General features: G+C 58.1%; 21 protein-coding genes. 7 read left to right on the top strand and 14 right to left on the bottom strand.

Annotation, left to right across the window (positions count from 1 at the left end):
• Positions 1 to 116 precede the first annotated feature (116 nt).
• Both KGB18_RS16435 and grxD read left to right on the top strand, forming a co-directional pair.
• Positions 117 to 2,225 carry a molybdopterin oxidoreductase family protein gene (locus tag KGB18_RS16435; protein ID WP_123719357.1) on the top strand — a complete coding sequence of 703 codons (2,109 nt, stop codon included), beginning with the start codon at positions 117 to 119 and terminating at the stop codon, positions 2,223 to 2,225.
• Between the two features lie 97 nt (positions 2,226 to 2,322).
• A complete protein-coding gene (gene grxD, locus KGB18_RS16440) occupies positions 2,323 to 2,664 on the top strand; it encodes a Grx4 family monothiol glutaredoxin (RefSeq protein WP_007898513.1) in 342 nt (113 codons plus the stop codon).
• A gap of 197 nt (positions 2,665 to 2,861) precedes the next feature.
• On the opposite strand, the gene bfr is transcribed toward grxD, so the two are convergent.
• Positions 2,862 to 3,335, bottom strand: coding sequence for a bacterioferritin (gene bfr / locus KGB18_RS16445; protein WP_019651359.1), 474 nt, complete (start codon positions 3,333 to 3,335; stop codon positions 2,862 to 2,864).
• Between the two features lie 200 nt (positions 3,336 to 3,535).
• The gene (locus KGB18_RS16450) at positions 3,536 to 3,754 is read right to left on the bottom strand and encodes a bacterioferritin-associated ferredoxin (RefSeq protein WP_123358041.1); all 219 of its coding nucleotides are present in this window, start codon (positions 3,752 to 3,754) and stop codon (positions 3,536 to 3,538) included.
• Positions 3,755 to 4,068: 314 nt separating this feature from the next.
• Between KGB18_RS16450 and KGB18_RS16455 the strand changes: the two genes are divergently transcribed.
• Positions 4,069 to 4,671 (top strand): peroxiredoxin, encoded by a 603-nt coding sequence (locus KGB18_RS16455; RefSeq protein ID WP_007898510.1) that lies wholly within the window; start codon positions 4,069 to 4,071, stop codon positions 4,669 to 4,671.
• 118 nt (positions 4,672 to 4,789) lie between these two features.
• Here the strand turns inward: KGB18_RS16455 and rnt are convergent, their stop codons facing one another.
• Together rnt and pyrC are read right to left on the bottom strand one after the other, a co-directional pair.
• Positions 4,790 to 5,467: a ribonuclease T gene (gene rnt, locus KGB18_RS16460; protein ID WP_007898509.1), complete on the bottom strand. Its 678-nt coding sequence runs from the start codon at positions 5,465 to 5,467 to the stop codon at positions 4,790 to 4,792.
• On the bottom strand, positions 5,464 to 6,510 hold the full coding sequence (pyrC, locus tag KGB18_RS16465; protein ID WP_123719356.1) for a dihydroorotase: 1,047 nt from the start codon (positions 6,508 to 6,510) through the stop codon (positions 5,464 to 5,466). Before pyrC ends, rnt begins: the two co-directional genes overlap by 4 nt.
• A gap of 157 nt (positions 6,511 to 6,667) precedes the next feature.
• On the opposite strand from pyrC, the gene KGB18_RS16470 reads away from it, so the two are divergent.
• Positions 6,668 to 7,576 (top strand): flagellar protein MotY, encoded by a 909-nt coding sequence (locus KGB18_RS16470; protein WP_123719355.1) that lies wholly within the window; start codon positions 6,668 to 6,670, stop codon positions 7,574 to 7,576.
• Between the two features lie 129 nt (positions 7,577 to 7,705).
• Positions 7,706 to 8,923 (top strand): argininosuccinate synthase, encoded by a 1,218-nt coding sequence (locus KGB18_RS16475; RefSeq protein WP_123719354.1) that lies wholly within the window; start codon positions 7,706 to 7,708, stop codon positions 8,921 to 8,923.
• 129 nt (positions 8,924 to 9,052) lie between these two features.
• Here KGB18_RS16475 and KGB18_RS16480 read toward each other — a convergent pair whose 3' ends face one another.
• Positions 9,053 to 9,667 (bottom strand): hypothetical protein, encoded by a 615-nt coding sequence (locus KGB18_RS16480; RefSeq protein WP_223570241.1) that lies wholly within the window; start codon positions 9,665 to 9,667, stop codon positions 9,053 to 9,055.
• A gap of 572 nt (positions 9,668 to 10,239) precedes the next feature.
• Here KGB18_RS16480 and KGB18_RS16485 point away from each other — a divergent pair.
• A complete protein-coding gene (locus KGB18_RS16485; RefSeq protein ID WP_008069501.1) occupies positions 10,240 to 10,866 on the top strand; it encodes a response regulator transcription factor in 627 nt (208 codons plus the stop codon).
• 91 nt (positions 10,867 to 10,957) lie between these two features.
• On the opposite strand, the gene KGB18_RS16490 is transcribed toward KGB18_RS16485, so the two are convergent.
• The 8 genes from KGB18_RS16490 to metG all read right to left on the bottom strand — a co-directional run bounded on the left by KGB18_RS16490 (position 10,958) and on the right by metG (position 17,834).
• Positions 10,958 to 11,137, bottom strand: a complete 180-nt coding sequence (locus KGB18_RS16490; RefSeq protein ID WP_007898493.1) for a PA3496 family putative envelope integrity protein — start codon at positions 11,135 to 11,137, stop codon at positions 10,958 to 10,960.
• A gap of 108 nt (positions 11,138 to 11,245) precedes the next feature.
• A complete protein-coding gene (gene nth, locus KGB18_RS16495; protein ID WP_052966146.1) occupies positions 11,246 to 11,884 on the bottom strand; it encodes an endonuclease III in 639 nt (212 codons plus the stop codon).
• A 25-nt stretch (positions 11,885 to 11,909) separates the two neighbouring features.
• A complete protein-coding gene (locus KGB18_RS16500) occupies positions 11,910 to 12,500 on the bottom strand; it encodes an Rnf-Nqr domain containing protein (RefSeq protein WP_123719351.1) in 591 nt (196 codons plus the stop codon).
• Positions 12,493 to 13,104, bottom strand: coding sequence for an RnfABCDGE type electron transport complex subunit G (locus tag KGB18_RS16505; protein ID WP_223570242.1), 612 nt, complete (start codon positions 13,102 to 13,104; stop codon positions 12,493 to 12,495). The genes KGB18_RS16500 and KGB18_RS16505 overlap by 8 nt, the downstream gene beginning before the upstream one ends.
• Positions 13,101 to 14,093 (bottom strand): RnfABCDGE type electron transport complex subunit D, encoded by a 993-nt coding sequence (locus KGB18_RS16510; RefSeq protein ID WP_223570243.1) that lies wholly within the window; start codon positions 14,091 to 14,093, stop codon positions 13,101 to 13,103. The genes KGB18_RS16505 and KGB18_RS16510 overlap by 4 nt, the downstream gene beginning before the upstream one ends.
• A complete protein-coding gene (gene rsxB / locus KGB18_RS16515; protein WP_223570244.1) occupies positions 14,080 to 15,087 on the bottom strand; it encodes an electron transport complex subunit RsxB in 1,008 nt (335 codons plus the stop codon). The genes KGB18_RS16510 and rsxB overlap by 14 nt, the downstream gene beginning before the upstream one ends.
• Positions 15,084 to 15,653 carry an Rnf-Nqr domain containing protein gene (locus tag KGB18_RS16520; protein ID WP_123719347.1) on the bottom strand — a complete coding sequence of 190 codons (570 nt, stop codon included), beginning with the start codon at positions 15,651 to 15,653 and terminating at the stop codon, positions 15,084 to 15,086. The genes rsxB and KGB18_RS16520 overlap by 4 nt, the downstream gene beginning before the upstream one ends.
• A 129-nt stretch (positions 15,654 to 15,782) precedes the next feature.
• The gene (gene metG / locus KGB18_RS16525) at positions 15,783 to 17,834 is read right to left on the bottom strand and encodes a methionine--tRNA ligase (RefSeq protein ID WP_123719346.1); all 2,052 of its coding nucleotides are present in this window, start codon (positions 17,832 to 17,834) and stop codon (positions 15,783 to 15,785) included.
• A gap of 321 nt (positions 17,835 to 18,155) precedes the next feature.
• Between metG and apbC the strand changes: the two genes are divergently transcribed.
• Positions 18,156 to 19,250 (top strand): iron-sulfur cluster carrier protein ApbC, encoded by a 1,095-nt coding sequence (gene apbC / locus KGB18_RS16530; protein WP_123719345.1) that lies wholly within the window; start codon positions 18,156 to 18,158, stop codon positions 19,248 to 19,250.
• Positions 19,251 to 19,358: 108 nt separating this feature from the next.
• Here apbC and KGB18_RS16535 read toward each other — a convergent pair whose 3' ends face one another.
• Positions 19,359 to 20,117: an SDR family oxidoreductase gene (locus KGB18_RS16535; protein ID WP_038981884.1), complete on the bottom strand. Its 759-nt coding sequence runs from the start codon at positions 20,115 to 20,117 to the stop codon at positions 19,359 to 19,361.
• Between the last annotated feature and the right edge of the window lie 103 nt (positions 20,118 to 20,220).

A 20,220-nucleotide genomic window follows, 5' to 3' on the forward strand; every position in this document is an offset into this window, starting at 1 on the left:
TGGCCTGATGGTTGCCGATTCACAAGACGAACGTCGCTGGCAAAGGGGCGAGTCGCGCGCCATAGTTTTGTTCCCGCGGCCGATATTGCCCGCCCAGAACAAAACAGAGACTGGCCATGACCAAGACTCTCCATCACCGTGCGTGCCACCTGTGTGAAGCCATCTGCGGCCTGACCATCGAAACCACCGAGGTCGAAGGCAGCGGCGTACAGATCACCTCGATCAAGGGTGACCCCCAAGACACCTTCAGCCGCGGGCATATCTGCCCCAAAGCGGTTGCCCTGCAAGACATCCAGAACGATCCGGATCGCCTGCGTCAGCCGATGCTGCGAGTGGGCAGCGAGTGGCAGCCTATCGAGTGGGAAGATGCCTTCAGTCTTGTGGCCGAACGCCTGGCGGCGATTCAGGAGCGTCACGGGCAGAACGCGGTGGCGGTCTATCAGGGCAACCCCAGCGTGCACAACTACGGGTTGATGACCCATAGCAATTACTTCCTCGGTCTGTTGAAAACCCGCAACCGGTTTTCCGCGACGTCGGTCGATCAATTGCCCCATCACCTGACCAGTCACTTGATGTACGGCCACGGCTTGCTGTTGCCGATTCCGGACATCGATCACACCGATTTCATGCTGATCCTGGGCGGTAATCCACTGGCCTCCAACGGCAGCATCATGACCGTGCCGGATGTAGAGAAGCGCCTCAAGGCGATTCAGGCCCGGGGCGGCAAAGTAGTGGTGGTCGATCCGCGTCGCAGCGAAACGGCGGCGATTGCCGATCAGCATCTGTTCGTGCGCCCCGGTGGCGATGCGGCGCTGTTGTTCGGGCTGCTCAATACCTTGTTCGCCGAAGGCTTGACCCGCGACAGTCACTTACCGGTCGACGGCCTGGACGAAGTGCGTGAGGCGATCGCAGGTTTCACCACCGAAGCCATGAGCCCGCTGTGCGCGGTGCCCGCCGAGCAGATCCGTCAACTGGCACGGGACTTCGCGGCAGCGCCGACAGCGGTCTGCTACGGCCGCATGGGCGTTTCGACTCAGGCTTTCGGCACCCTGTGCCATTGGCTGGTGCAATTGATCAATTTGGTCACCGGCAACCTCGATCGGGTGGGCGGTGCGCTGTGCACCGAGCCTGCGGTGGATCTGGTGGCATCGACCTCGGGCGGGCATTTCAACCGGTGGCAGAGTCGCGTGTCCGGACGTCCGGAATACGCTGGAGAACTGCCAGTATCGGCGCTGGCCGAAGAGATGCTCACCGAAGGGGAAGGGCAGGTCCGCGCGCTGATCACCGTGGCGGGTAATCCGGTGCTGTCCACGCCTAATGGCCGGCAATTGGAGCAGGCACTGGACGGGTTGGAGTTCATGGTCAGTGTCGACCTGTACATCAATGAAACCACGCGTTATGCCGACCTGATCCTGCCGTCGACTTCGGCGCTGGAAAACGATCATTACGACACCACGTTCAACATGTTCGCGGTGCGCAACGTCACCCGCTTCAACCGGGCGATCCTCGCCAAGCCGGAAGGTGCGCTGCATGACTGGGAGATCTTCGTGGGGCTGGCCAAAGCCTTTGCGACCAAGACCGGCAAGGAACTGAAACCGACCATCGCGCCGGCGCAGATGATCGACCGAGGGCTGCGGATGGGCCTGTATGGCGACGCTTCGGAACACAAGTTGTCGCTGGCGACCTTGTTCGATCATCCTCACGGTATCGATCTGGGCGCGCTTAAACCCAACCTGGCGCCACGCCTGAAAACGGCCAATCAGCGAGTCCAGGCAGCGCCTGTCGAGATCCTCGCCGACCTGGCGCGCTTCGCGGCATTGCAAGCACCGGCCGCCGATGAGCTGCTGATGATCGGCCGCCGTCATGTGCGTAGTAACAACTCATGGATGCACAACTATCACCGTCTGGTGAAGGGCAAACCGCGCCATCAACTGCTGATGAACCCGGACGACTTGGCCAGCCGGGGGCTCAGCGATGGGCAGCGGGTGCGCGTCAGTTCGCGGGTCGGCGTGATCGAGGTTGAAGTGGTCGCCAGCCTGGATATGATGAAAGGTGTGGTCAGCCTTCCTCACGGTTGGGGGCATGCGCGACCGGGTGTGCAGATGACGATTGCCAGCGGTCAACCCGGCTCCAGCGCCAATGACCTGACTGACGAATGTCAGCTCGATGAGTTGTCGGGCAATGCGGCGTTGAATGGCGTACCGGTGACCGTGGCGGCGGCGTGAACATGACTGTCGGGGAGGCCGAGCATGGCGCTCGGGTTTCCGTTACAATGCGCCACCGTGCCGACCACTGAGTCGGAAAGTTCAGCCGAGGTGCTCCATGGATATCATCGAAACGATTAAAGAGCAGATTGCCAACAACACCATTCTGCTTTACATGAAAGGCTCGCCGAATGCCCCACAGTGTGGGTTCTCCGCGAAAGCCGCTCAGGCTGTTATGGCCTGTGGCGAAAAGTTTGCCTATGTGGACATCCTGCAGAACCCGGAAATCCGCGCCAACCTGCCAAAGTACGCCAACTGGCCAACCTTCCCGCAACTGTGGGTCGGCGGCGAACTGGTCGGCGGTAGCGACATCATGACTGAAATGGCTGCCGACGGTTCGTTGCAAGCGACGATCAAAGCCGCTGTTGAAGCTGCTGCTGCCAACAAGACCGACGCCTGATTCGCTGTGTGTGGGAGCGGGCTTGCTCGCGAAGGCGGTATAACATTCAACAGATAAGTTGACTGACCTACCGCTTTCACGAGCAAGCCCGCTCCCACATTTGTTTTAGGGTGAGCCTGAAATTCGGTCATTAAAAAGCCCCGCCTCTTTAAAAGAGAGCGGGGCTTTTTATTGCATCGCGATTAGCGGCGTAGCATTTACTCTTCGCCCATCTGCGATTGCAGATAGTTCTCAAGACCGACTTTATCGATCAGGCCCAGTTGGGTTTCCAGCCAGTCGATATGTTCTTCTTCGGATTCCAGAATGTCTTCGAGCAGTTCACGGCTACCGAAGTCGCCGACAGTTTCGCAGTGAGCGATAGCGACTTTCAGGTCAGCATGGCCGTCGCGTTCGATCTTCAGGTCGCACTCAAGCATTTCCTTGGTGTGTTCGCCGATGTGCAGCTTGCCCAGGTCCTGGACGTTCGGCAGGCCTTCAAGGAACAGGATGCGCTTGATCAGCTTGTCCGCGTGCTTCATCTCGTCGATGGATTCGTGGTACTCGTGCTTGCCGAGCTTGTTCAGGCCCCAATCTTCATACATGCGTGCATGCAAAAAGTATTGATTGATCGCGACCAGCTCATTGGCAAGGATCTTGTTGAGATGCTGGATGACTGTAATGTCGCCTTTCATGATGGGGTCCTGCCCTGTATTAGCTGTCTATAAAGGCAGAGTTTGAGCCGCGTAATTAAGAGTGTCAAACCTAAGTTATTGAAACTTAAATGAAAATTAATCGGAATAAGAATGTTTGTGTTCCGCGTCTAGTGCCTAAGCGATTGATTTCCAGACATAAAAAAACCGGACATCAAGTCCGGTTCTTTGAAATACGGTAGTTATGCGGCGGTAAATTCTGCAGGGTAGGGGATCGCCGCCTGGGCCGATTGCACTTTACCCAGGGTGTCACGGACCACTTCCTTGGCAAGGCAGGCGCATTTACCGCATTGGCTGGCAACGCCGGTGGCCTGACGTACTTCCCGATAGCTGCAGCAACCTTCATAGATTGCATCGCGGATTTGACCGTCGGTGACGCCAGTGCAGAGGCAGACATACATAAGTGAGAACCGTCGCTGGTTGTGACTCAATTGCGATGGATCTTAATGTTAACGAGAATGATTGTCAAAGTGGTTTCTGAAGGTTTTCGTCATAAGGGCGTGTGACTGACGAACGGCTTCTTCTCAGCCTTCCATGAGGAAAATATAGCCGCGGCCTTTTTACCTTCCAGAAAAAACCGTTGAGGACAGGCCAAAAACGCGGTGTATGATGGTCGGCCTTTTGCGAAGGGGGATCGTGTCACAGGGCTGTCGCCTGAGGGTGACAGGCTGATACGAACCCTGCACTTCACCGTTATTACACCAGGAGATATCCAATGAGCGTACTCGTAGGCAAACAAGCCCCTGACTTCACCGTACCGGCCGTACTCGGCAATGGCGAAATCGTAGACAGCTTCACCCTGTCCTCGGCCATCAAAGGCAAATACGGCCTGGTGTTCTTCTACCCACTGGACTTCACCTTCGTTTGCCCGTCCGAGCTGATCGCTCTGGACAACCGCATGTCTGACTTCAAGGCACGCAACGTGGAAGTGGTAGCCGTTTCGATCGACTCGCACTTCACCCACAACGCCTGGCGCAACACCCCGGTCAACAATGGTGGCATCGGCGAAGTTCGCTACACCATGGCGGCCGACCTGAAGCACGAAATCGCCAAGGCCTACGACGTTGAGTCCGAAGGCGGCGTGGCTTTCCGTGGCGCGTTCCTGATCGACGACAAAGGCGTTGTCCGCTCGCAGATCATCAACGACCTGCCGCTGGGCCGTAACATCGAAGAGCTGATCCGTCTGGTCGACGCTCTGCAATTCCACGAAGAGCACGGCGAAGTTTGCCCTGCCAACTGGAAAAAAGGCGACAAAGGCATGACCGCTTCCACCGAAGGTGTTGCGGCTTACCTGACCGAGAACGCTGCTGCGCTGTAAGGCACGTTCGAGGCATAAAAAAACCGGCTGATAAGGCCGGTTTTTTTATGGGCGGGATAAACCCATGCTGTTCACTTGTGGTGAGGGAGCAGCTCCCTCACCACAGATCAGTGACGGATCAGTCGTTGTAGTCTTCCCAGCCGCCCATTTGTTTCCAGCGATTGACGATGCCGCAGAACAGGTCAGCCGTCTTCTCGGTGTCGTAGCGGGCCGAGTGGGCCTCGCGACCGTCGAAGTCGATATCCGCTGCCTGGCAGGCCTTGGCCAATACGGTTTGACCGTAAGCCAGACCGGCGAGGGTCGCCGTGTCGAAGCTGGAGAACGGGTGAAACGGGTTACGTTTCATGTCCAGGCGCGCGACAGCGGCGTTGAGGAAGCCCAGGTCGAAGCTGCTGTTGTGCCCGACCAGAATCGCCCGTTTGCAACCGTTGGCCTTCAGAGCCTTGCGCACACCGCGGAAGATATCGGTCAGGGCCGCTTCTTCACTCACCGCCATGCGCAACGGGTGATCGAGCTTGATCCCGGTGAACTCCAGGGCTGCCGCTTCGATGTTCGCGCCTTCGAACGGTTCGACCCGGAAGAAATAGGTGTGCTCAGGGTACACAAAGCCTTTTTCATCCATGCCGATCACGGTGGCGGCGATTTCCAGCAGGGCATCGGTGGCCGAGTTGAAGCCACCGGTTTCTACGTCGACAACGACCGGCAGGTAACCACGGAACCTGGCTGCCATTGGATGGCGGGAACCGCCTCCGCCGCCATTACCGTCCTGTTCGTCGTCGAAATGGTCTTCACTCACGCGTGTTCCTCCAGCAGGCGCCAGCGCAGTTTTTCACCGGCGCGCAGCGGGATTACGGTCAGCTCGCCAAACGGCAGGCTGGTTGGGGCGGTCCACTCATCGCGGACCAGGGTGATGCGATCGGTGTTCGCTGGCAGGCCGTAGAAACGCGGGCCATTGAGGCTGGCGAAGGCTTCGAGCTTGTCCAGCGCGTTGCGCTGTTCAAAGGCTTCGGCATACATCTCGATCGCGGCATAAGCGGTGTAGCAACCGGCACAGCCGCAAGCCGCTTCTTTGGCGTGCTGGGCATGGGGCGCGGAGTCGGTGCCGAGGAAGAACTTGTCGCTGCCGCTGGTGGCGGCGTCGAGCAGGGCTTCCTGGTGGGTATTACGCTTGAGGATCGGCAGGCAATAGAAGTGCGGCCGAATCCCGCCCACCAGCATGTGGTTGCGGTTGTACAGCAGGTGATGCGCGGTGATGGTTGCGCCAACGTTGGCCGAAGCCTCGTTGACGAACTGCACGGCGTCAGCGGTGGTGATGTGTTCGAACACCACTTTGAGGGTCGGGAAACGCTCGACCACCCGGCGCATGTGCTCATCGATGAAGATTTTTTCGCGATCGAAAACGTCGACATCGCCACGGGTGACTTCACCGTGAACCAACAAGGGCATCCCGACTTCGGCCATGGCCTCGAGTGCGGGGAAAATCTTGTCGATGCTGGTGACGCCAGAATCCGAGTTGGTGGTCGCGCCAGCCGGGTATAGCTTGGCGGCGTAGACGAAACCGCTGGCCTTGGCTTCACGAATCTCTTCGGGTTGAGTGCGGTCGGTCAGGTACAGAACCATCAGCGGTTCGAAACGGCTGCCGGCCGGGCGTGCGGCGAGAATCCGCTGGCGATAGCCATTGGCTTCAGCAGCGTTGCGCACCGGCGGTACCAGGTTGGGCATGATAATGGCGCGACCAAAGGTGCGCGCGACATCCGCGACGGTATTGGTCAATACAGCACCATCGCGAAGATGAATATGCCAGTCGTCGGGACGCAGCAGGGTCAGGCGGTCGGACATGAGGGGATTCCAGGCGGGTCAAACTCAGGGGAATGCTACCGGAAAAGACTCTTCCAGGCACTCGCTATCAAGTTTTGCAGCAAGCTTCCGATATCCAACAGGTACGCCGTAAATATGTGTGTCGGTCTTTTTGTTGCAGAAGCCAGTGGAGCCTCCCGTGCGCCAGCGTTATTTAGCCTTGCTCAGTGTGTTTGCCAGCCTTCCTGCGATGGCGCTCACTTTCCAGACCCGTCTGGAGAGCATTGAGTGGACGGTCGAGGGTGACAAGTTCGAATGCCGCCTGACTCAACCCATTACCGATTTCGGCTCCGGGGAGTTCGTGCGTCGTGCCGGCGAGCAGGCGACATTTCGCTTGAAGGCCTACAACTCGGTGATCGGTGGCGGTTCCGCGACCTTGCTGGCGGCCGCTGCACCATGGCAGCCGGGGCGTGGCGACATCAACCTGGGCTCGGTGCGGATCGGCAGTGGCAACGTGCTGTTCAACAGCTCGCAAGTTCAGGCCGGGCGCCTGATCAGTGGGTTGATGGACGGTCGCAGCCCGGTCGTTCGACACTCCTCGGGCGACGGTCGGGTATCTGAAGTCCGTCTGCTGCCGGTCAAATTCAGCAAGGCCTACAGTGACTATCAGGGTTGCGTGGCCAAGTTGCTGCCGCAGAATTTCGAGCAGGTGAAGCAATCCGAAGTCGGCTTTCCGGGGGAGGGCATCGATCTCGATGCCCAAGCCAAGGCCCATTTGCAGGTCATGCTGGAATTCATGAAAGCCGATCCGACGGTCAATCACATTGAGCTCGACGGCCATTCCGACAACAGCGGCAACCGCCTGACCAACCGCGAACTGTCGCGACGCAGGGCGCTGGCCGTGATGGATTTCTTCAAAGCCAATGGTATTCAGGAATCGCAGATCACCCTGCGTTTTCACGGTGAGCGCTATCCTCTGGCGCCGAACAACAATGCCGCCAATCGGGCGAAGAACCGCCGGGTTGCCGTGCGCCTCGAACGGGTAGCGCCGACCGAGCAACCGGCGTCGCAAGCCACCGCTTCCGCGGGCACCGCGAAGGCCTCCTGAACCTGCTGAAATCGTCGCTCGCTCGACATAATCTGTCGCTTCGTCGTCATAAGCTGTCGCGCCTCTGTAAATTATTCTGCATGAGCGTTAGACTTGACGGCTTTCCGTAGAACCCCGTGGAGTGATGGCATGGCGGACGTAAACAAGGTCGTTCTGGCGTATTCCGGCGGCCTGGACACTTCGGTGATCCTCAAGTGGCTGCAGGATACTTATAACTGTGAAGTAGTGACCTTCACCGCTGACCTGGGTCAGGGCGAAGAGGTCGAACCGGCCCGCGCCAAGGCACAGGCCATGGGCGTAAAAGAAATCTACATCGACGATCTGCGCGAAGAATTCGTGCGCGATTTCGTGTTCCCGATGTTCCGCGCCAACACCGTTTACGAAGGTGAGTACCTGCTGGGTACTTCCATCGCTCGTCCGTTGATCGCCAAGCGCTTGATCGAAATCGCCAACGAAACCGGCGCTGACGCCATTTCCCACGGCGCGACCGGCAAGGGCAACGACCAGGTTCGTTTCGAACTGGGCGCCTACGCCTTGAAGCCAGGCGTGAAAGTGATCGCTCCGTGGCGCGAATGGGACCTGCTCTCCCGTGAAAAGCTGATGGATTATGCTGAAAAGCACAACATCCCGATCGAGCGTCACGGCAAGAAGAAATCCCCGTACTCGATGGATGCCAACCTGCTGCACATCTCCTATGAAGGCGGCGTGCTGGAAGACACCTGGACCGAGCACGAAGAAGACATGTGGAAATGGACTGTCTCCCCGGAGAACGCTCCAGACAAGCCGCAATACCTGGAACTGACCTACCGTAACGGCGATATCGTCGCACTGGACGGCGTCGAAATGACCCCGGCCACCGTGCTGGCGACCTTGAACCGTATCGGTGGCGAACACGGTATCGGCCGTCTCGATATCGTCGAGAACCGTTACGTGGGCATGAAGTCCCGTGGCTGCTACGAGACCCCGGGCGGCACCATCATGCTGCGCGCTCACCGTGCGATCGAATCGATCACCCTGGACCGCGAAGTGGCTCACCTCAAAGACGAGCTGATGCCGAAATACGCCAGCCTGATCTACACCGGTTACTGGTGGAGCCCTGAGCGTCTGATGCTGCAACAGATGATCGACGCTTCCCAGGTCCACGTGAACGGCGTAGTGCGCCTGAAGCTGTACAAGGGCAACGTGATCGTCACCGGCCGCAAGTCCGACGAGTCGTTGTTCGACGCCAACATCGCGACCTTCGAGGAAGATGGCGGCGCCTACAACCAGGCCGATGCGGCGGGCTTCATCAAGCTCAACGCCTTGCGCATGCGCATTGCTGCTAACAAAGGCCGGAAGCTTTTCTGAGACCTTTGAGTCGGTAATGGATGTGTGGCCTCGTTGAGGCCACATATCTGAAAGAGGGATACCCTGTCGTACACTGCGTATTCAGCTTTTCTTCTTGTTCCTTTCCTCGCTTCCTTCCCCTATGGCTCTTCAAGAGCTGGCTGCTGTATGCCTGTAAAGATTTTGACCAATCATCGTCAGGCCGTGTGAATTCAAATTGTAAGCAATGCAGAACGTTGCGCCGTTACGTTTCCTGGTGTGCTTTGTAAGCCGGAGCACACTTTCCTTCAGCAGCGTCTCCGACTCGGCACAGGTGAGAAATACGATCACTTGCGCAGGATTTTCCTGTGCTCGCTGAATTCTCTCCACCAGGGCGCTGAAGGCCATTTTGTTGTTCATCCAGCGTGTATCAATGATATGCAGGTCTTTTAAGTGCTCGGGCAAACGTACGTGGTGTTGGGTCGAGCTTTCTGGTGGTACCCAGGAAGGGTCGTTCCCTGACTGGTTGGCGTTGTCCATGACTTTCATGAAGTGCTTCCCTTTATTGAAGTCGGAGGGCGCGTAAAGTGATCGATAGTTGAAGTTTAGTGTGACGAAAAAAAGAAAAAGCAAATAAAAGGGAAAACTAATCAGAAACCAGACATAGAGTTCTTTCTCCTTGTTGTCGAGGAAGGGGAGGGATACAGCAGCCGATGTTTCAGACAGTACTGCAAATATTGCAATGATTGTCATGGGGTTGGTGATTCTTTTTTTGAGTTTTATCATGTCTTCTGCTCATGAGATATTATTTCTTCTCGATTTGTTTGTGGGTGTGGATCTCAGGGTGATAATGAGTGAATGAGATTTTCTCTGTTGTTATGTTGTGCTCCTTTCTTGCTGAGTGATATTGGTTGTTATAGTAGCTGTATTGTTCTTGGTTCAGGTATGGCTGTTTATTTGTTTTAAAGTTATATAGGTTTATTCCGCCGGTTAAATGTTGCTGTATGTGAGCTTTCATAAGTCGTTCGAGTGCGACTTGCACAGGGGCTGGCAAATGCTCGTTACTTTTGAGGGTGGCTCAATAGTCGAAGTCTGTCGGATTACTAGTATCAAACCCTGTTCTTGTGTTTTTCTGGTTGTAAGTCGATACAAAAAAATTGTCGAAGTGCTGAGCAGCGTTCGGCTAGTAGCAATCTCATGACTCATGATGTGCAATGATTTTTTGTAGGAATAATCCGTGTTGTTTGTAGGCCATGTCTCTCGCTGCGAGTGGTCGGGGGTGACGGCATGCCATGGGTGAAACGACTAGGCTATGGTGCGGGCTCTAAAAATTCGAACAGCGAAAATTGGACTTGCCCATGAATAAAGTGCTGATCGTGGATGATCACCCCGTCATTCGTCTTGCGGTACGTATGCTAATGGAACGTCATGGCTACGAAGTCATTGCAGAAACAGATAATGGTGTGGACGCATTGCAACTTGCCCGTGATCTTATGCCGGATATTGTCATATTGGATATTGGGATACCGAAGCTGGATGGGTTAGAAGTTATCGCGCGCCTGACGTCGACGGCGATGCCTCTTAAAGTACTGATATTGACGTCCCAGGCGCCAGGGCACTTTTCCATGCGTTGCATGCAATCGGGTGCCGCGGGATATGTCTGCAAGCAACAGGATCTCACTGAATTGCTCAGTGCAATAAAGGCCGTGTTATCAGGCTACAGCTACTTTCCTAATCAGGCTCTGCATACCGTGCGTTCCAGTCTTGGGAACGCCAGTGAAGCCGATATGGTGGATCGTTTGTCCGGGCGGGAAATGATGGTCCTGCAACAGTTGGCCCGAGGAAAGACAAACAAGGAGATCGCCGATGGAATGTTCCTCAGCAATAAAACTGTCAGTACTTACAAAACCCGTTTGCTGTTAAAGCTTAATGCTCGCTCACTGGTCGACCTGATCGAATTGGCTCAGCGCAATGGCCTGGTATGAAGCTGCCAGCGTTTGACGAAGCGCGATGAACGGGCGTTTATCAGGGGTCGGCACTTAGTAAAAAGCCTCCGTTTCGGGAGGCTTTTAAGTGTCATAAGTCAAAATCGTAATCGGCCAATTGCTTCTGCAGTCGGCGCTCCTCCAGCAGATTGTCGATGGTGCGGCGTTTGCTCAGGTTGGTCTTTGCCACTTCCACTACCGGCTCTGCGTCATCGGCCTCAACGGGGGTGAAGTCGTCTTCTACGTCCAATTGCTCTTTGCCAGTGCTCATAAGGTTAACTCCAGGCTAAGGCTGCCCTTTGGCGCTCCTTATATCGACAATTTCCCGGCGGGTAAAAAAGATTTTTTCAATCGTTCAATCAAAAAAACTAATAGAGCCTCAATCGTCCGAGGTCTTTTGCTTGTATTCGCACAAATCCTCGATCCGGCAACTGCCACAACGGGGCTTGCGGGCCAGGCAAACGTAGCGCCCATGAAGAATCAGCCAGTGATGAGCGTCGAGCAGATATTCCTTCGGCACGAATTTCATCAGTTTTTGCTCCACCTCGACCACGTTCTTGCCCGGAGCAATGCCGGTACGGTTACTGACCCGGAAAATATGGGTGTCCACGGCCATGGTCAGCTGACGAAAGGCGGTATTGAGCACCACGTTGGCGGTCTTGCGACCGACGCCGGGCAATGCCTCCAGTGCCTCGCGGGTCTGTGGCACTTCACCTCCATGGAGCTCCACCAACATGCGACAGGTTTCGATCACGTTTTTCGCTTTGCTGTTGAACAGGCCGATGGTCTTGATGTACTCAGACAGCCCTTCGACGCCCAAGGCATGGATCGCCGCTGGCGTGTTGGCCACCGGGAACAGTTTGGCGGTGGCCTTGTTCACGCCGACATCGGTCGACTGCGCCGAGAGGATCACGGCAATCAGCAATTCGAACGGTGAGGAGTAGGCCAGTTCGGTCTTCGGTTCAGGATTGTCTTCGTGAAACCTGCGGAAAATTTCAAGACGTTTTGCGGCATTCATGGGCGATGCGTTTCCTCGAAGGCGGTCAATGGGGGGCCGCCGGGCGGCGGGTCCAGGCTTGATGTGCGGCGATCAACAGTCCCAGCAGAATAAACCCGCCAGGGGCCAGCGTGGCCAGATGCAGGCCACCGTCGGCGATCAGCGTCCAGCCTTGCCAGTCCGGTTGCGTGACGCCGGCCATCCAGGACAAATGGCTAGCGAGTGTCCCGTTGCCGATGAACTCGCGCAGCAGGCCAAGGCCCACCATCAAGGCGCCGAACAGGCCACACAGACGCAGTCGATCACGCTGTGGGCTCTGGAAAAAACCGTTGTGTTCCAGTACGACGCATTGCAAAGCGATCAATCCTGCGTAGAAACCCAGATGCTGGTGCCATTGGAGCGACCAGGCTTGCGTGGCAAGTTCTGCGCAACTGGTCAGCGTGGCAGCCAGCAGCAGGCATGCCAGCAAATGTGTTGCCGGAATCAGTCGCGAGCGCAAGATGCCCATGCTCGCACCGTAAGCACTGAGTACCAGAGCAAACATCAGCCACAGGCCCAGGGCTGTTACCAATGAATCAGTAACACCGATCAGCGGCGTCAGCATCAGCGAGTTCTGCAGGGTCGATGACTTATTCATGAGCGCTGCTCCCGATCAGCGGTTGCCGGTTTTCGTCGAAGTAGCGCAACGCGTCATGGGTAGCATTGATCACCGCTCTTGAGGTGATGGTCGCGCCCGCGATCTGATCGAATTGCCCTTGGTCCTTTTTCAAGGCCCAGCCATTGTCATCGGGGTCGGTTAGCGACTTGCCGGTAAACACCTGAAGCCAGGCATTGGGCCAGTCGGCGAGCTTGCCGCCCAGCCCCGGGGTTTCCGATTGCTTGAGGGTTTTGACCCCCACTAATGTGCCTTGGGGGTCGATGGCGATCAGCAAGTCGATGGCGCCGGCGTAGCCCAGTGTCTGGCTGCGCAGCAACACAGCGCTCGGTTGGCCGGCCTTGGACGCCAGGTAGCCACCCAACAGCGTGCTGTTGGCCAGGCGAGTGCTTTCGAGACTGAGGGGGTGTTCCAGCGGCTGATTGTCGTAGCTGTCGGGCGGTAGTAGATCCAGTAACTGGCGGCTGTCGATCAAGTGTTGTTCGGCGGCAATGCGCGCGGCGCTGGTGTGCTGCACGAGGTAAGTCGCACCCATCCCCAGGCCTGCCAGCACTACCAGGATCACAACGCTCGTCGCTCGGTTCATCGGGCAACCTGCTCCTGTCTGGACGCGGCAAACCGCTCCAGCGCCGGTACACAGAGGTTCATCAACAGGACCGCAAAGGCCACGCCATCCGGATATCCGCCCCACGTCCGAATCAGGTAAGTCAGTAACCCCACGCCTGCGCCAAACAGTAATCGGGCAGTGGGGTTTTTCGCGCCGGATATCGGTTCTGTCACGATGAAGAAGGCACCGAGCATGCTCGCTCCGGTGAGCAGATGAAACAGTGGTGAGCCATGAGAGTCGGAGCCCGTACCGTTCCAACACAACAGGCTGATGATGAACAGGCTGGCGAGCATGCCGACCGGCGCATGCCAGCTGAATACCCGCCGTTGCAGCAGAAACGCACCGCCCGCCAGAAACGCCAGGTTGACCCATTCCATGCCTCGGCCGCCAAAACGGCCGAATGCCGGATTGTCGGCGAACAGTTCTTCCATGGTCAGGCTTTTGTTGATTCGCAGACTGTCCAGCGCCGTGGCCTGGGCCCACGCATCGGGCGCCTGACCGAAGCTGAAGCCGAACACCTGTTGCAACCCCCCGAACAAATCCATGCCATGGGACGCCGGCCAATGGGTCATTTGCTGGGGAAACATCACCAGAACCAGCGCGAAACCGAGCATCGCCGGATTGAACGGATTCTTGCCGACGCCGCCATACAAGTGCTTGCCGAAAAACAGTCCGAACGCCGCAGCACTGACTGTCAGCCACCACGGACAATAAGGCGGCAAGGCCAGCGCCAACAGCGTCGCACTGACCAGTGCACTGCCATCGCTCAGCGTCGGTTTTACCGGTTGCTTGCGCAGCTGCAATACCGCCGCTTCCACGGCCAATGCAGTAGCCGCCGCCAGAATCAGGTTGATCAATACACCCCAGCCGTACAGCCAGAACAACATCAGCATCCCCGGCACGGTGGCCAGCAATACCAGCTTCATGGCTTGCTGAAGGCGTTCGTCCACCGATTCAAGGGGTGACATAGGCATCCACCTGACGCTCGGCTTCGCTGAGTGCATGTTGCAACGCTTCGATCTGTTCGGCCGGCGCCTCGCTTGTTTGAGCTTTCTTGAGTTCGGCGCGGCGCATGGCCAGCTGGATCTTCGCCCGTTTCAGCTCGGCATCTTTTGCCGGGGCAGGTGGCGTAGAAACCGGCGGTGCGCTGCTCTCCAGTTGCGCCAGCGCCCGTTCGGCGACTTCGAACTGCTGTTGCAGCACGATCAGTTGCGATTGCTGTTCGAAGGTTGGCGGATGCCCGAAAGCCTTGAGCGATTTGTTCAGCTGCGCCCGACTCATCGCCAGATCGACCTTGGCCTTTTTCAGTGCCGCATCGGCATTGTCGGCTTTCTGTGCGCGGACGCGCTCGAGTGCAGCCTGAACCGGGTCGAGCGTCACTTCGCTGTGCTGCACGGCGCGCTGGGCGCGGGCCTGGCGTTCGGCGAGTTTCTGTTCTTCTTCGCGATGCAAACGGGCATTGCGCTGTTCAAAACGGCGTCGCGCATGATTGCGCTTGGCGGCCCGAGCCTGTTGTTCCTCCAGGCTGAACGCCAGCCCGCCAACAATCGGCAGCACCGTGGCCAGCGGTAACGGATGCATCTCGATGCAGTCCACTGGGCAGGGCGCCACGCAGAGGTCGCAACCGGTGCATTCGTCGACGATGACCGTGTGCATGAATTTCGCCGCGCCGACAATGGCGTCGACCGGGCAGGCCTGAATGCACTTGGTGCAGCCGATGCATTCGGCTTCGCGGATGTAAGCGATCTGCGCGGGTGCCGAACCGCGACTGACGTCCAGTTCCAGCACTGGCACTTTCAGCAAGTCGGCCAGGGCCGCGATGGTTTCGCTGCCGCCCGGTGGGCACTTGTTGATCGGCTCGCCGCTGGCGATGCCTTCGGCGTAGGGTTTGCATCCGGGGTGGCCACACTTGCCGCATTGGGTCTGCGGCAAGAGGGCGTCGATGCGTTGAATCAGACTCATGTTTTGATCAGCCCGCTGAATCCGAGAAAAACCACCGCGATCAATCCGGCGCCGATCAACTCGATCGGCAGGCCGCGAAAGGGCAGGGGGATATCGTTATCGAGTGTGCGCTGGCGCAAGTCGCTGAACAGACTCAGCACCAGCCAGAAACCCAGCCCGGCGCCAAGGCTCAGGGCTATGGCGTGGAAAATTCCCTTGTCGTCTTGAGCGTTGAGCAATGTCAGCCCAAGCACGCCGGCATTCCCCAGCAGCAGGGGCCAGAGGCCATCGAATGACAGCTTCGCCAATAACCGGGAAAGCAGTTTCAGCAGCGGGCCGATCAGCAGAACGCTCAACGGCAGGAACACGAATAAACGCAGCGACGTCAGCCCTAACGGCACCAGTAGCCAATGATAGAGCGCATAGCCGAATGTGCCGACGATCAGCATCAGACACGTTGTCGCGATGCCCAGCGCGTGGACCTGCGGCCGCTCGCTGCCCAGCACCGAATCGACGCCCAGCGGCCAGTGCAACACGAGGTTGTTGATCAGGGCAGCGCTGATAAGCGTTAAAAGCAGTTCGGTCATGATCGTGCCGGCAAAAGGAGGCCTGTCTAACAAGGTTAGGCATTATCCGGCAAGGAAGGAGGGTGGGCCAGACATGAAAATCCCACAGTCGCGCCGGGCACGACTGTGGGATCGATTTACCGCAGAACTTTACTTGATGCGCTGACCCGGCTTGGCGCCGCTGTCGGGGCTCAGCAGGTAGATTTCTTCACCGCCAGGGCCGGCTGCCATCACCATGCCTTCGGAGATCCCGAATTTCATTTTGCGGGGCTTGAGGTTGGCGATCATCATGGTCAGGCGACCATTGAGCTTGGACGGGTCCGGGTAAGCGCTCTTGATCCCGGAGAACACGTTGCGTTGCTCGTCACCGATGTCCAGGGTCAGGCGCAGCAGCTTGTCGGCACCTTCCACGGCTTCGGCCTTGACGATCAGCGCCACGCGCAGGTCTACGGCGGCAAAGGCGTCGAACTCGATCTCTGGCGACAGCGGATCCTTGGCCAGTTCACCGTTGCCGGCGGGTGCAGCTTCGCCGGTGTCGGTTGCGCTGGCGGTCAGGTCTTCTTTCGAGGCGTCGGTCATGGCTTGTACTTTTACCGGGTCGATGCGGGTCATCAACGGTTTGAACTCGTTCAGCTGATGATTGCTGAGCAAGGTGGCGTGGTCGTTCCAGGTCAGCGGGGCGACATTCAGGAATGCCTCGGCATCGGCGGCCAGCAGCGGCAGTACCGGTTTGAGGAAAATCACCAGCTGGCGGAACAGGTTGATGCCCAAGGCGCAAATGGCCTGGACTTCATCTTGCTTGCCTTCCTGTTTGTTCAGCGACCACGGCGCCTTGTCGGCGATCCAGGCGTTGGCGCGGTCGGCCAGGCCCATGATTTCGCGCATGGCACGTGCGAAGTCGCGAGCTTCATAGGCTTCGGCAATGCTTGGCGCTGCCGCCAGGAAGGCGTCGGTCAGTTCCGGCGCGGCGTTGCCGGCTACCAGTACACCGGCGTTGCCTTTATGGATGAAACCGGCGCAACGGCTGGCGATGTTGACGACTTTGCCGACCAGGTCGGAGTTGACCTTCTGCACGAAGTCTTCGAGGTTCAGGTCCAGGTCGTCGACGCCACGGCTCAGCTTGGCGGCGTAGTAGTAGCGCAGGTATTCCGGCGACAGGTGATCCAGGTAAGTCCGTGCCTTGACGAACGTGCCGCGAGACTTGGACATCTTCTGGCCGTTGACGGTCAGGTAGCCGTGTACGTTGATGCCGGTCGGTTTGCGGAAACCGGCGCCTTCAAGCATGGCTGGCCAGAACAGCGCGTGGAAGTTAACGATGTCCTTGCCGATGAAATGGTACAGCTCGGCGGTGGAATCCTTGCTCCAGAACGCGTCGAAGTCCAGGTCCGGACGGCGGGCGCAGAGGTTCTTGAAGCTGGCCATGTAGCCGATTGGCGCGTCCAGCCACACGTAGAAATACTTGCCCGGCTCGTCGGGAATCTCGAAGCCGAAGTACGGCGCATCGCGGGAAATGTCCCACTGTTGCAGGCCGGCATCCAGCCATTCGGCGATCTTGTTGGCGACGGCCTCTTGCAACGTGCCGCTGCGAGTCCAGGCTTGCAGCATTTCCTGGAAGTCCGGCAGCTTGAAGAAGAAGTGCTGGGAGTCCTTGAGCACCGGGGTGGCGCCGGAGATTGCCGACTTCGGATCTTTGAGGTCGGTCGGCGCGTAGGTCGCACCGCATTTTTCGCAGTTGTCGCCGTATTGGTCCTCGGTGCCGCATTTCGGGCAGGTGCCCTTGATGAAGCGGTCGGCCAGGAACATTTTCTTTTCCGGGTCGAAGTACTGAGTGATCGAGCGCGTGGCGATGTGCCCGGCGTCGCGCAGCTTCAGGTAGATCTGGCTCGACAGCTCACGGTTTTCTTCAGAGTGAGTGGAGTGGAAGTTGTCGAAGTCCACCAGGAACTCGGCAAAGTCGGCGCTGTGTTCAGCCTGGACATTGGCGATCAGTTGTTCCGGGGTGATGCCTTCCTTTTCCGCGCGCAGCATGATGGCCGAACCGTGGGCGTCGTCGGCGCAGACATAAATGCATTGATTACCGCGATGCTTCTGGAAGCGCACCCACATATCGGTCTGGATGTACTCCAGCATATGGCCGAGGTGGATCGAACCATTGGCATAGGGCAGGGCGCTGGTGACGAGGATCTTGCGTGGCTCGGACATGGGGCTCGGCTACTTGATGAAACGGAGGTCGGCCACTATAAAGCGCCGGCGCATATTTTTCACCCCTGTGGCGAGGGGGCTTGTCGGAACGCCGCATCGCCCCGTTCGGCTGCGAAGCAGTCGTGAATCCAGACAACTCGGTCGGTCTGACAGATTGCAGGGGGCCGCTGCGCGACCCAACGGGGGCAAGCCCCCTCGCCACAGGGATGCTCTCCAGGCACAGGGATGTGTTTGCCACAAATCATCGTGGGGCATGCCGTCTATGATGTAGAACGGTTAGGATACCCGCCTGATTTTCCAGTCTTGCTATCGGAGTTGCCCATGAGCGCCGTCAATCGCGCAGCGGTGGAAGCCGTCCTTCGCCAATACACCGACCCTTACCTGAACCAGGACCCGGTCAGCGCCGGGTGCGTGCGCAGCATCGACATCCAGGGTGATCGCGTCAGCGTCCAGCTGGAGCTGGGTTACGCCGCCGGTCTGTTCAAGAGCGGCTGGGCGCAGTTGCTGCAACTGGCCATCGAAGGCCTGGACGGCGTCGTCACCGCGCGCGTCGAGATCACCAGTGTGATCGCCGCGCACAAGGCCCAGGCACAGATTCCGGGGCTGGCCAACGTCAAGAACGTCGTGGCCGTGGCGTCCGGCAAGGGTGGCGTGGGCAAATCCACCACCGCTGCCAACCTGGCCCTCGCGCTGGCCCGTGAAGGCGCCAAAGTCGGGATTCTCGACGCGGATATCTATGGTCCGAGCCAAGGCATCATGTTCGGCATCCCTGAAGGTACCCGACCAAAGGTCAAGGATCAGAAGTGGTTCATTCCGATTGAATCCCATGGCGTTGAAGTGATGTCCATGGCCTTCCTGACCGACGACAACACGCCGATGGTCTGGCGCGGTCCGATGGTGTCCGGCGCCCTGTTGCAACTGGTCACGCAAACGGCCTGGGGCGACCTGGATTACCTGGTTATCGACATGCCGCCAGGCACCGGCGATATCCAGCTGACCCTGGCGCAGAAAGTCCCGGTGGCCGGTGCGGTAATCGTGACCACTCCACAGGATCTGGCATTGCTGGACGCGCGCAAGGGCGTGGAGATGTTCCGCAAGGTCAACATCCCGGTGCTGGGCGTGGTGGAAAACATGGCCGTGCACATCTGCTCCAACTGCGGACATGCCGAGCATCTGTTCGGTGAGGGTGGCGGTGTGAAGCTGGCCAACCAGTACGGTGTCGAACTGTTGGCTTCGTTGCCACTGTCGATGCTGATCCGCGAACAGGCCGATGGCGGCAAGCCAACGGTGATCGCCGAGCCGGACAGTCAGATTGCGATGGTTTACCAGGAACTGGCCCGCCATGTCGGCGCGCGGATTGTGTTGCAGGAAGCGGTAACGCCGGCGATGCCGAACATTACCGTCAGCGACGATTGATTCGCTGAAAAGATCGCAGCCTCGCTTCGCTCGACAGCTCCTGCATGGATAGGCTTACACCTGTAGGAGCTGTCGAGCGAAGCGAGGCTGCGATCTTTTGATCTTGCTCTAGATCCGCAACCCGCCATCCAATTCCAGAATCCGACCGGTGTAGTAGTCGTTCTCGAAAATGTAGGCCGCCGACTGGGCGATCTCTTCAGGTTTACCCATGCGCTTGAGCGGAATCCCCGAAGTCATTTTCTCCAGCGCTTCCGGCTTCATGCTCAGGGTCATCTCGGTCTCAATGAAGCCCGGTGCAATGCCCGCCACGCGAATGCCGTAACGTGCCAGTTCCTTGGCCCAGGTCACGGTCGCCGCAGCGACACCGGCCTTGGCGGCGGAGTAGTTGGTCTGGCCAACGTTGCCGGCGCGCGAAATCGACGAGATATTGATGATCGCGCCGCTGTTATTCAGCTCGACCATTTTTGCCGCGACTTCACGGGTGCACAGGAACACGCCGGTCAGGTTGACGTCGATGACTGCCTGCCATTGAGCCAGGCTCATCTTGGTCATTTCGCCGTCCTTGACCTTCAACAGCAGGCCGTCGCGCAGAATGCCGGCGTTGTTGATCAAGCCATGGATCGCACCGAAATCGTCAGCCACCTGGGCGGCCATGTGAGTCACTTGCTCTTCATCGGCGACGTTGCACAGATAGGCGCGGGCCTCGACACCCTTGGCTTTGCACGCCGCGACGGCGGCGTCGAGTTTTTCCTGATTCAGATCTACCAGCGCCAGCTTCGCGCCTTTGCCTGCGAGATACTCGGCCATGGAACGGCCTAAACCCTGGCAACCGCCGGTGATAATGATTACTTTGTCAGTGAGTTGCATTCGCATAGCCCCATAGCAGATCGGAGTGGTTTTCCTTCTAGAGGGCCTCTCGATCTGAGCCTGATGTGGCCTGGCTGCACATGAGAACTGCCCCTATGGCGTG

It is taken from the genome of Pseudomonas sp. BF-R-26, from assembly GCF_019947395.1.
In the GTDB taxonomy this organism is placed as follows: Bacteria; Pseudomonadota; Gammaproteobacteria; order Pseudomonadales; family Pseudomonadaceae; genus Aquipseudomonas; species Aquipseudomonas farris.

Coding starts and splice junctions, on each gene's coding strand:
- KGB18_RS16500 (WP_123719351.1), bottom strand. CDS start 12,500: ATGAATAAGTCATCGACCCTGCAGAACTCGCTGATGCTGACGCCGCTG.
- KGB18_RS16510 (WP_223570243.1), bottom strand. CDS start 14,093: ATGTCACCCCTTGAATCGGTGGACGAACGCCTTCAGCAAGCCATGAAG.
- metG (WP_123719346.1), bottom strand. CDS start 17,834: ATGTCCGAGCCACGCAAGATCCTCGTCACCAGCGCCCTGCCCTATGCC.
- KGB18_RS16435 (WP_123719357.1), top strand. CDS start 117: ATGACCAAGACTCTCCATCACCGTGCGTGCCACCTGTGTGAAGCCATC.
- grxD (WP_007898513.1), top strand. CDS start 2,323: ATGGATATCATCGAAACGATTAAAGAGCAGATTGCCAACAACACCATT.
- KGB18_RS16455 (WP_007898510.1), top strand. CDS start 4,069: ATGAGCGTACTCGTAGGCAAACAAGCCCCTGACTTCACCGTACCGGCC.
- KGB18_RS16520 (WP_123719347.1), bottom strand. CDS start 15,653: ATGACCGAACTGCTTTTAACGCTTATCAGCGCTGCCCTGATCAACAAC.
- KGB18_RS16480 (WP_223570241.1), bottom strand. CDS start 9,667: ATGATAAAACTCAAAAAAAGAATCACCAACCCCATGACAATCATTGCA.
- KGB18_RS16535 (WP_038981884.1), bottom strand. CDS start 20,117: ATGCAACTCACTGACAAAGTAATCATTATCACCGGCGGTTGCCAGGGT.
- pyrC (WP_123719356.1), bottom strand. CDS start 6,510: ATGTCCGACCGCCTGACCCTGCTGCGTCCCGACGACTGGCATATTCAT.
- KGB18_RS16490 (WP_007898493.1), bottom strand. CDS start 11,137: ATGAGCACTGGCAAAGAGCAATTGGACGTAGAAGACGACTTCACCCCC.
- KGB18_RS16475 (WP_123719354.1), top strand. CDS start 7,706: ATGGCGGACGTAAACAAGGTCGTTCTGGCGTATTCCGGCGGCCTGGAC.
- KGB18_RS16450 (WP_123358041.1), bottom strand. CDS start 3,754: ATGTATGTCTGCCTCTGCACTGGCGTCACCGACGGTCAAATCCGCGAT.
- KGB18_RS16505 (WP_223570242.1), bottom strand. CDS start 13,104: ATGAACCGAGCGACGAGCGTTGTGATCCTGGTAGTGCTGGCAGGCCTG.
- rsxB (WP_223570244.1), bottom strand. CDS start 15,087: ATGAGTCTGATTCAACGCATCGACGCCCTCTTGCCGCAGACCCAATGC.
- KGB18_RS16485 (WP_008069501.1), top strand. CDS start 10,240: ATGAATAAAGTGCTGATCGTGGATGATCACCCCGTCATTCGTCTTGCG.
- nth (WP_052966146.1), bottom strand. CDS start 11,884: ATGAATGCCGCAAAACGTCTTGAAATTTTCCGCAGGTTTCACGAAGAC.
- apbC (WP_123719345.1), top strand. CDS start 18,156: ATGAGCGCCGTCAATCGCGCAGCGGTGGAAGCCGTCCTTCGCCAATAC.
- bfr (WP_019651359.1), bottom strand. CDS start 3,335: ATGAAAGGCGACATTACAGTCATCCAGCATCTCAACAAGATCCTTGCC.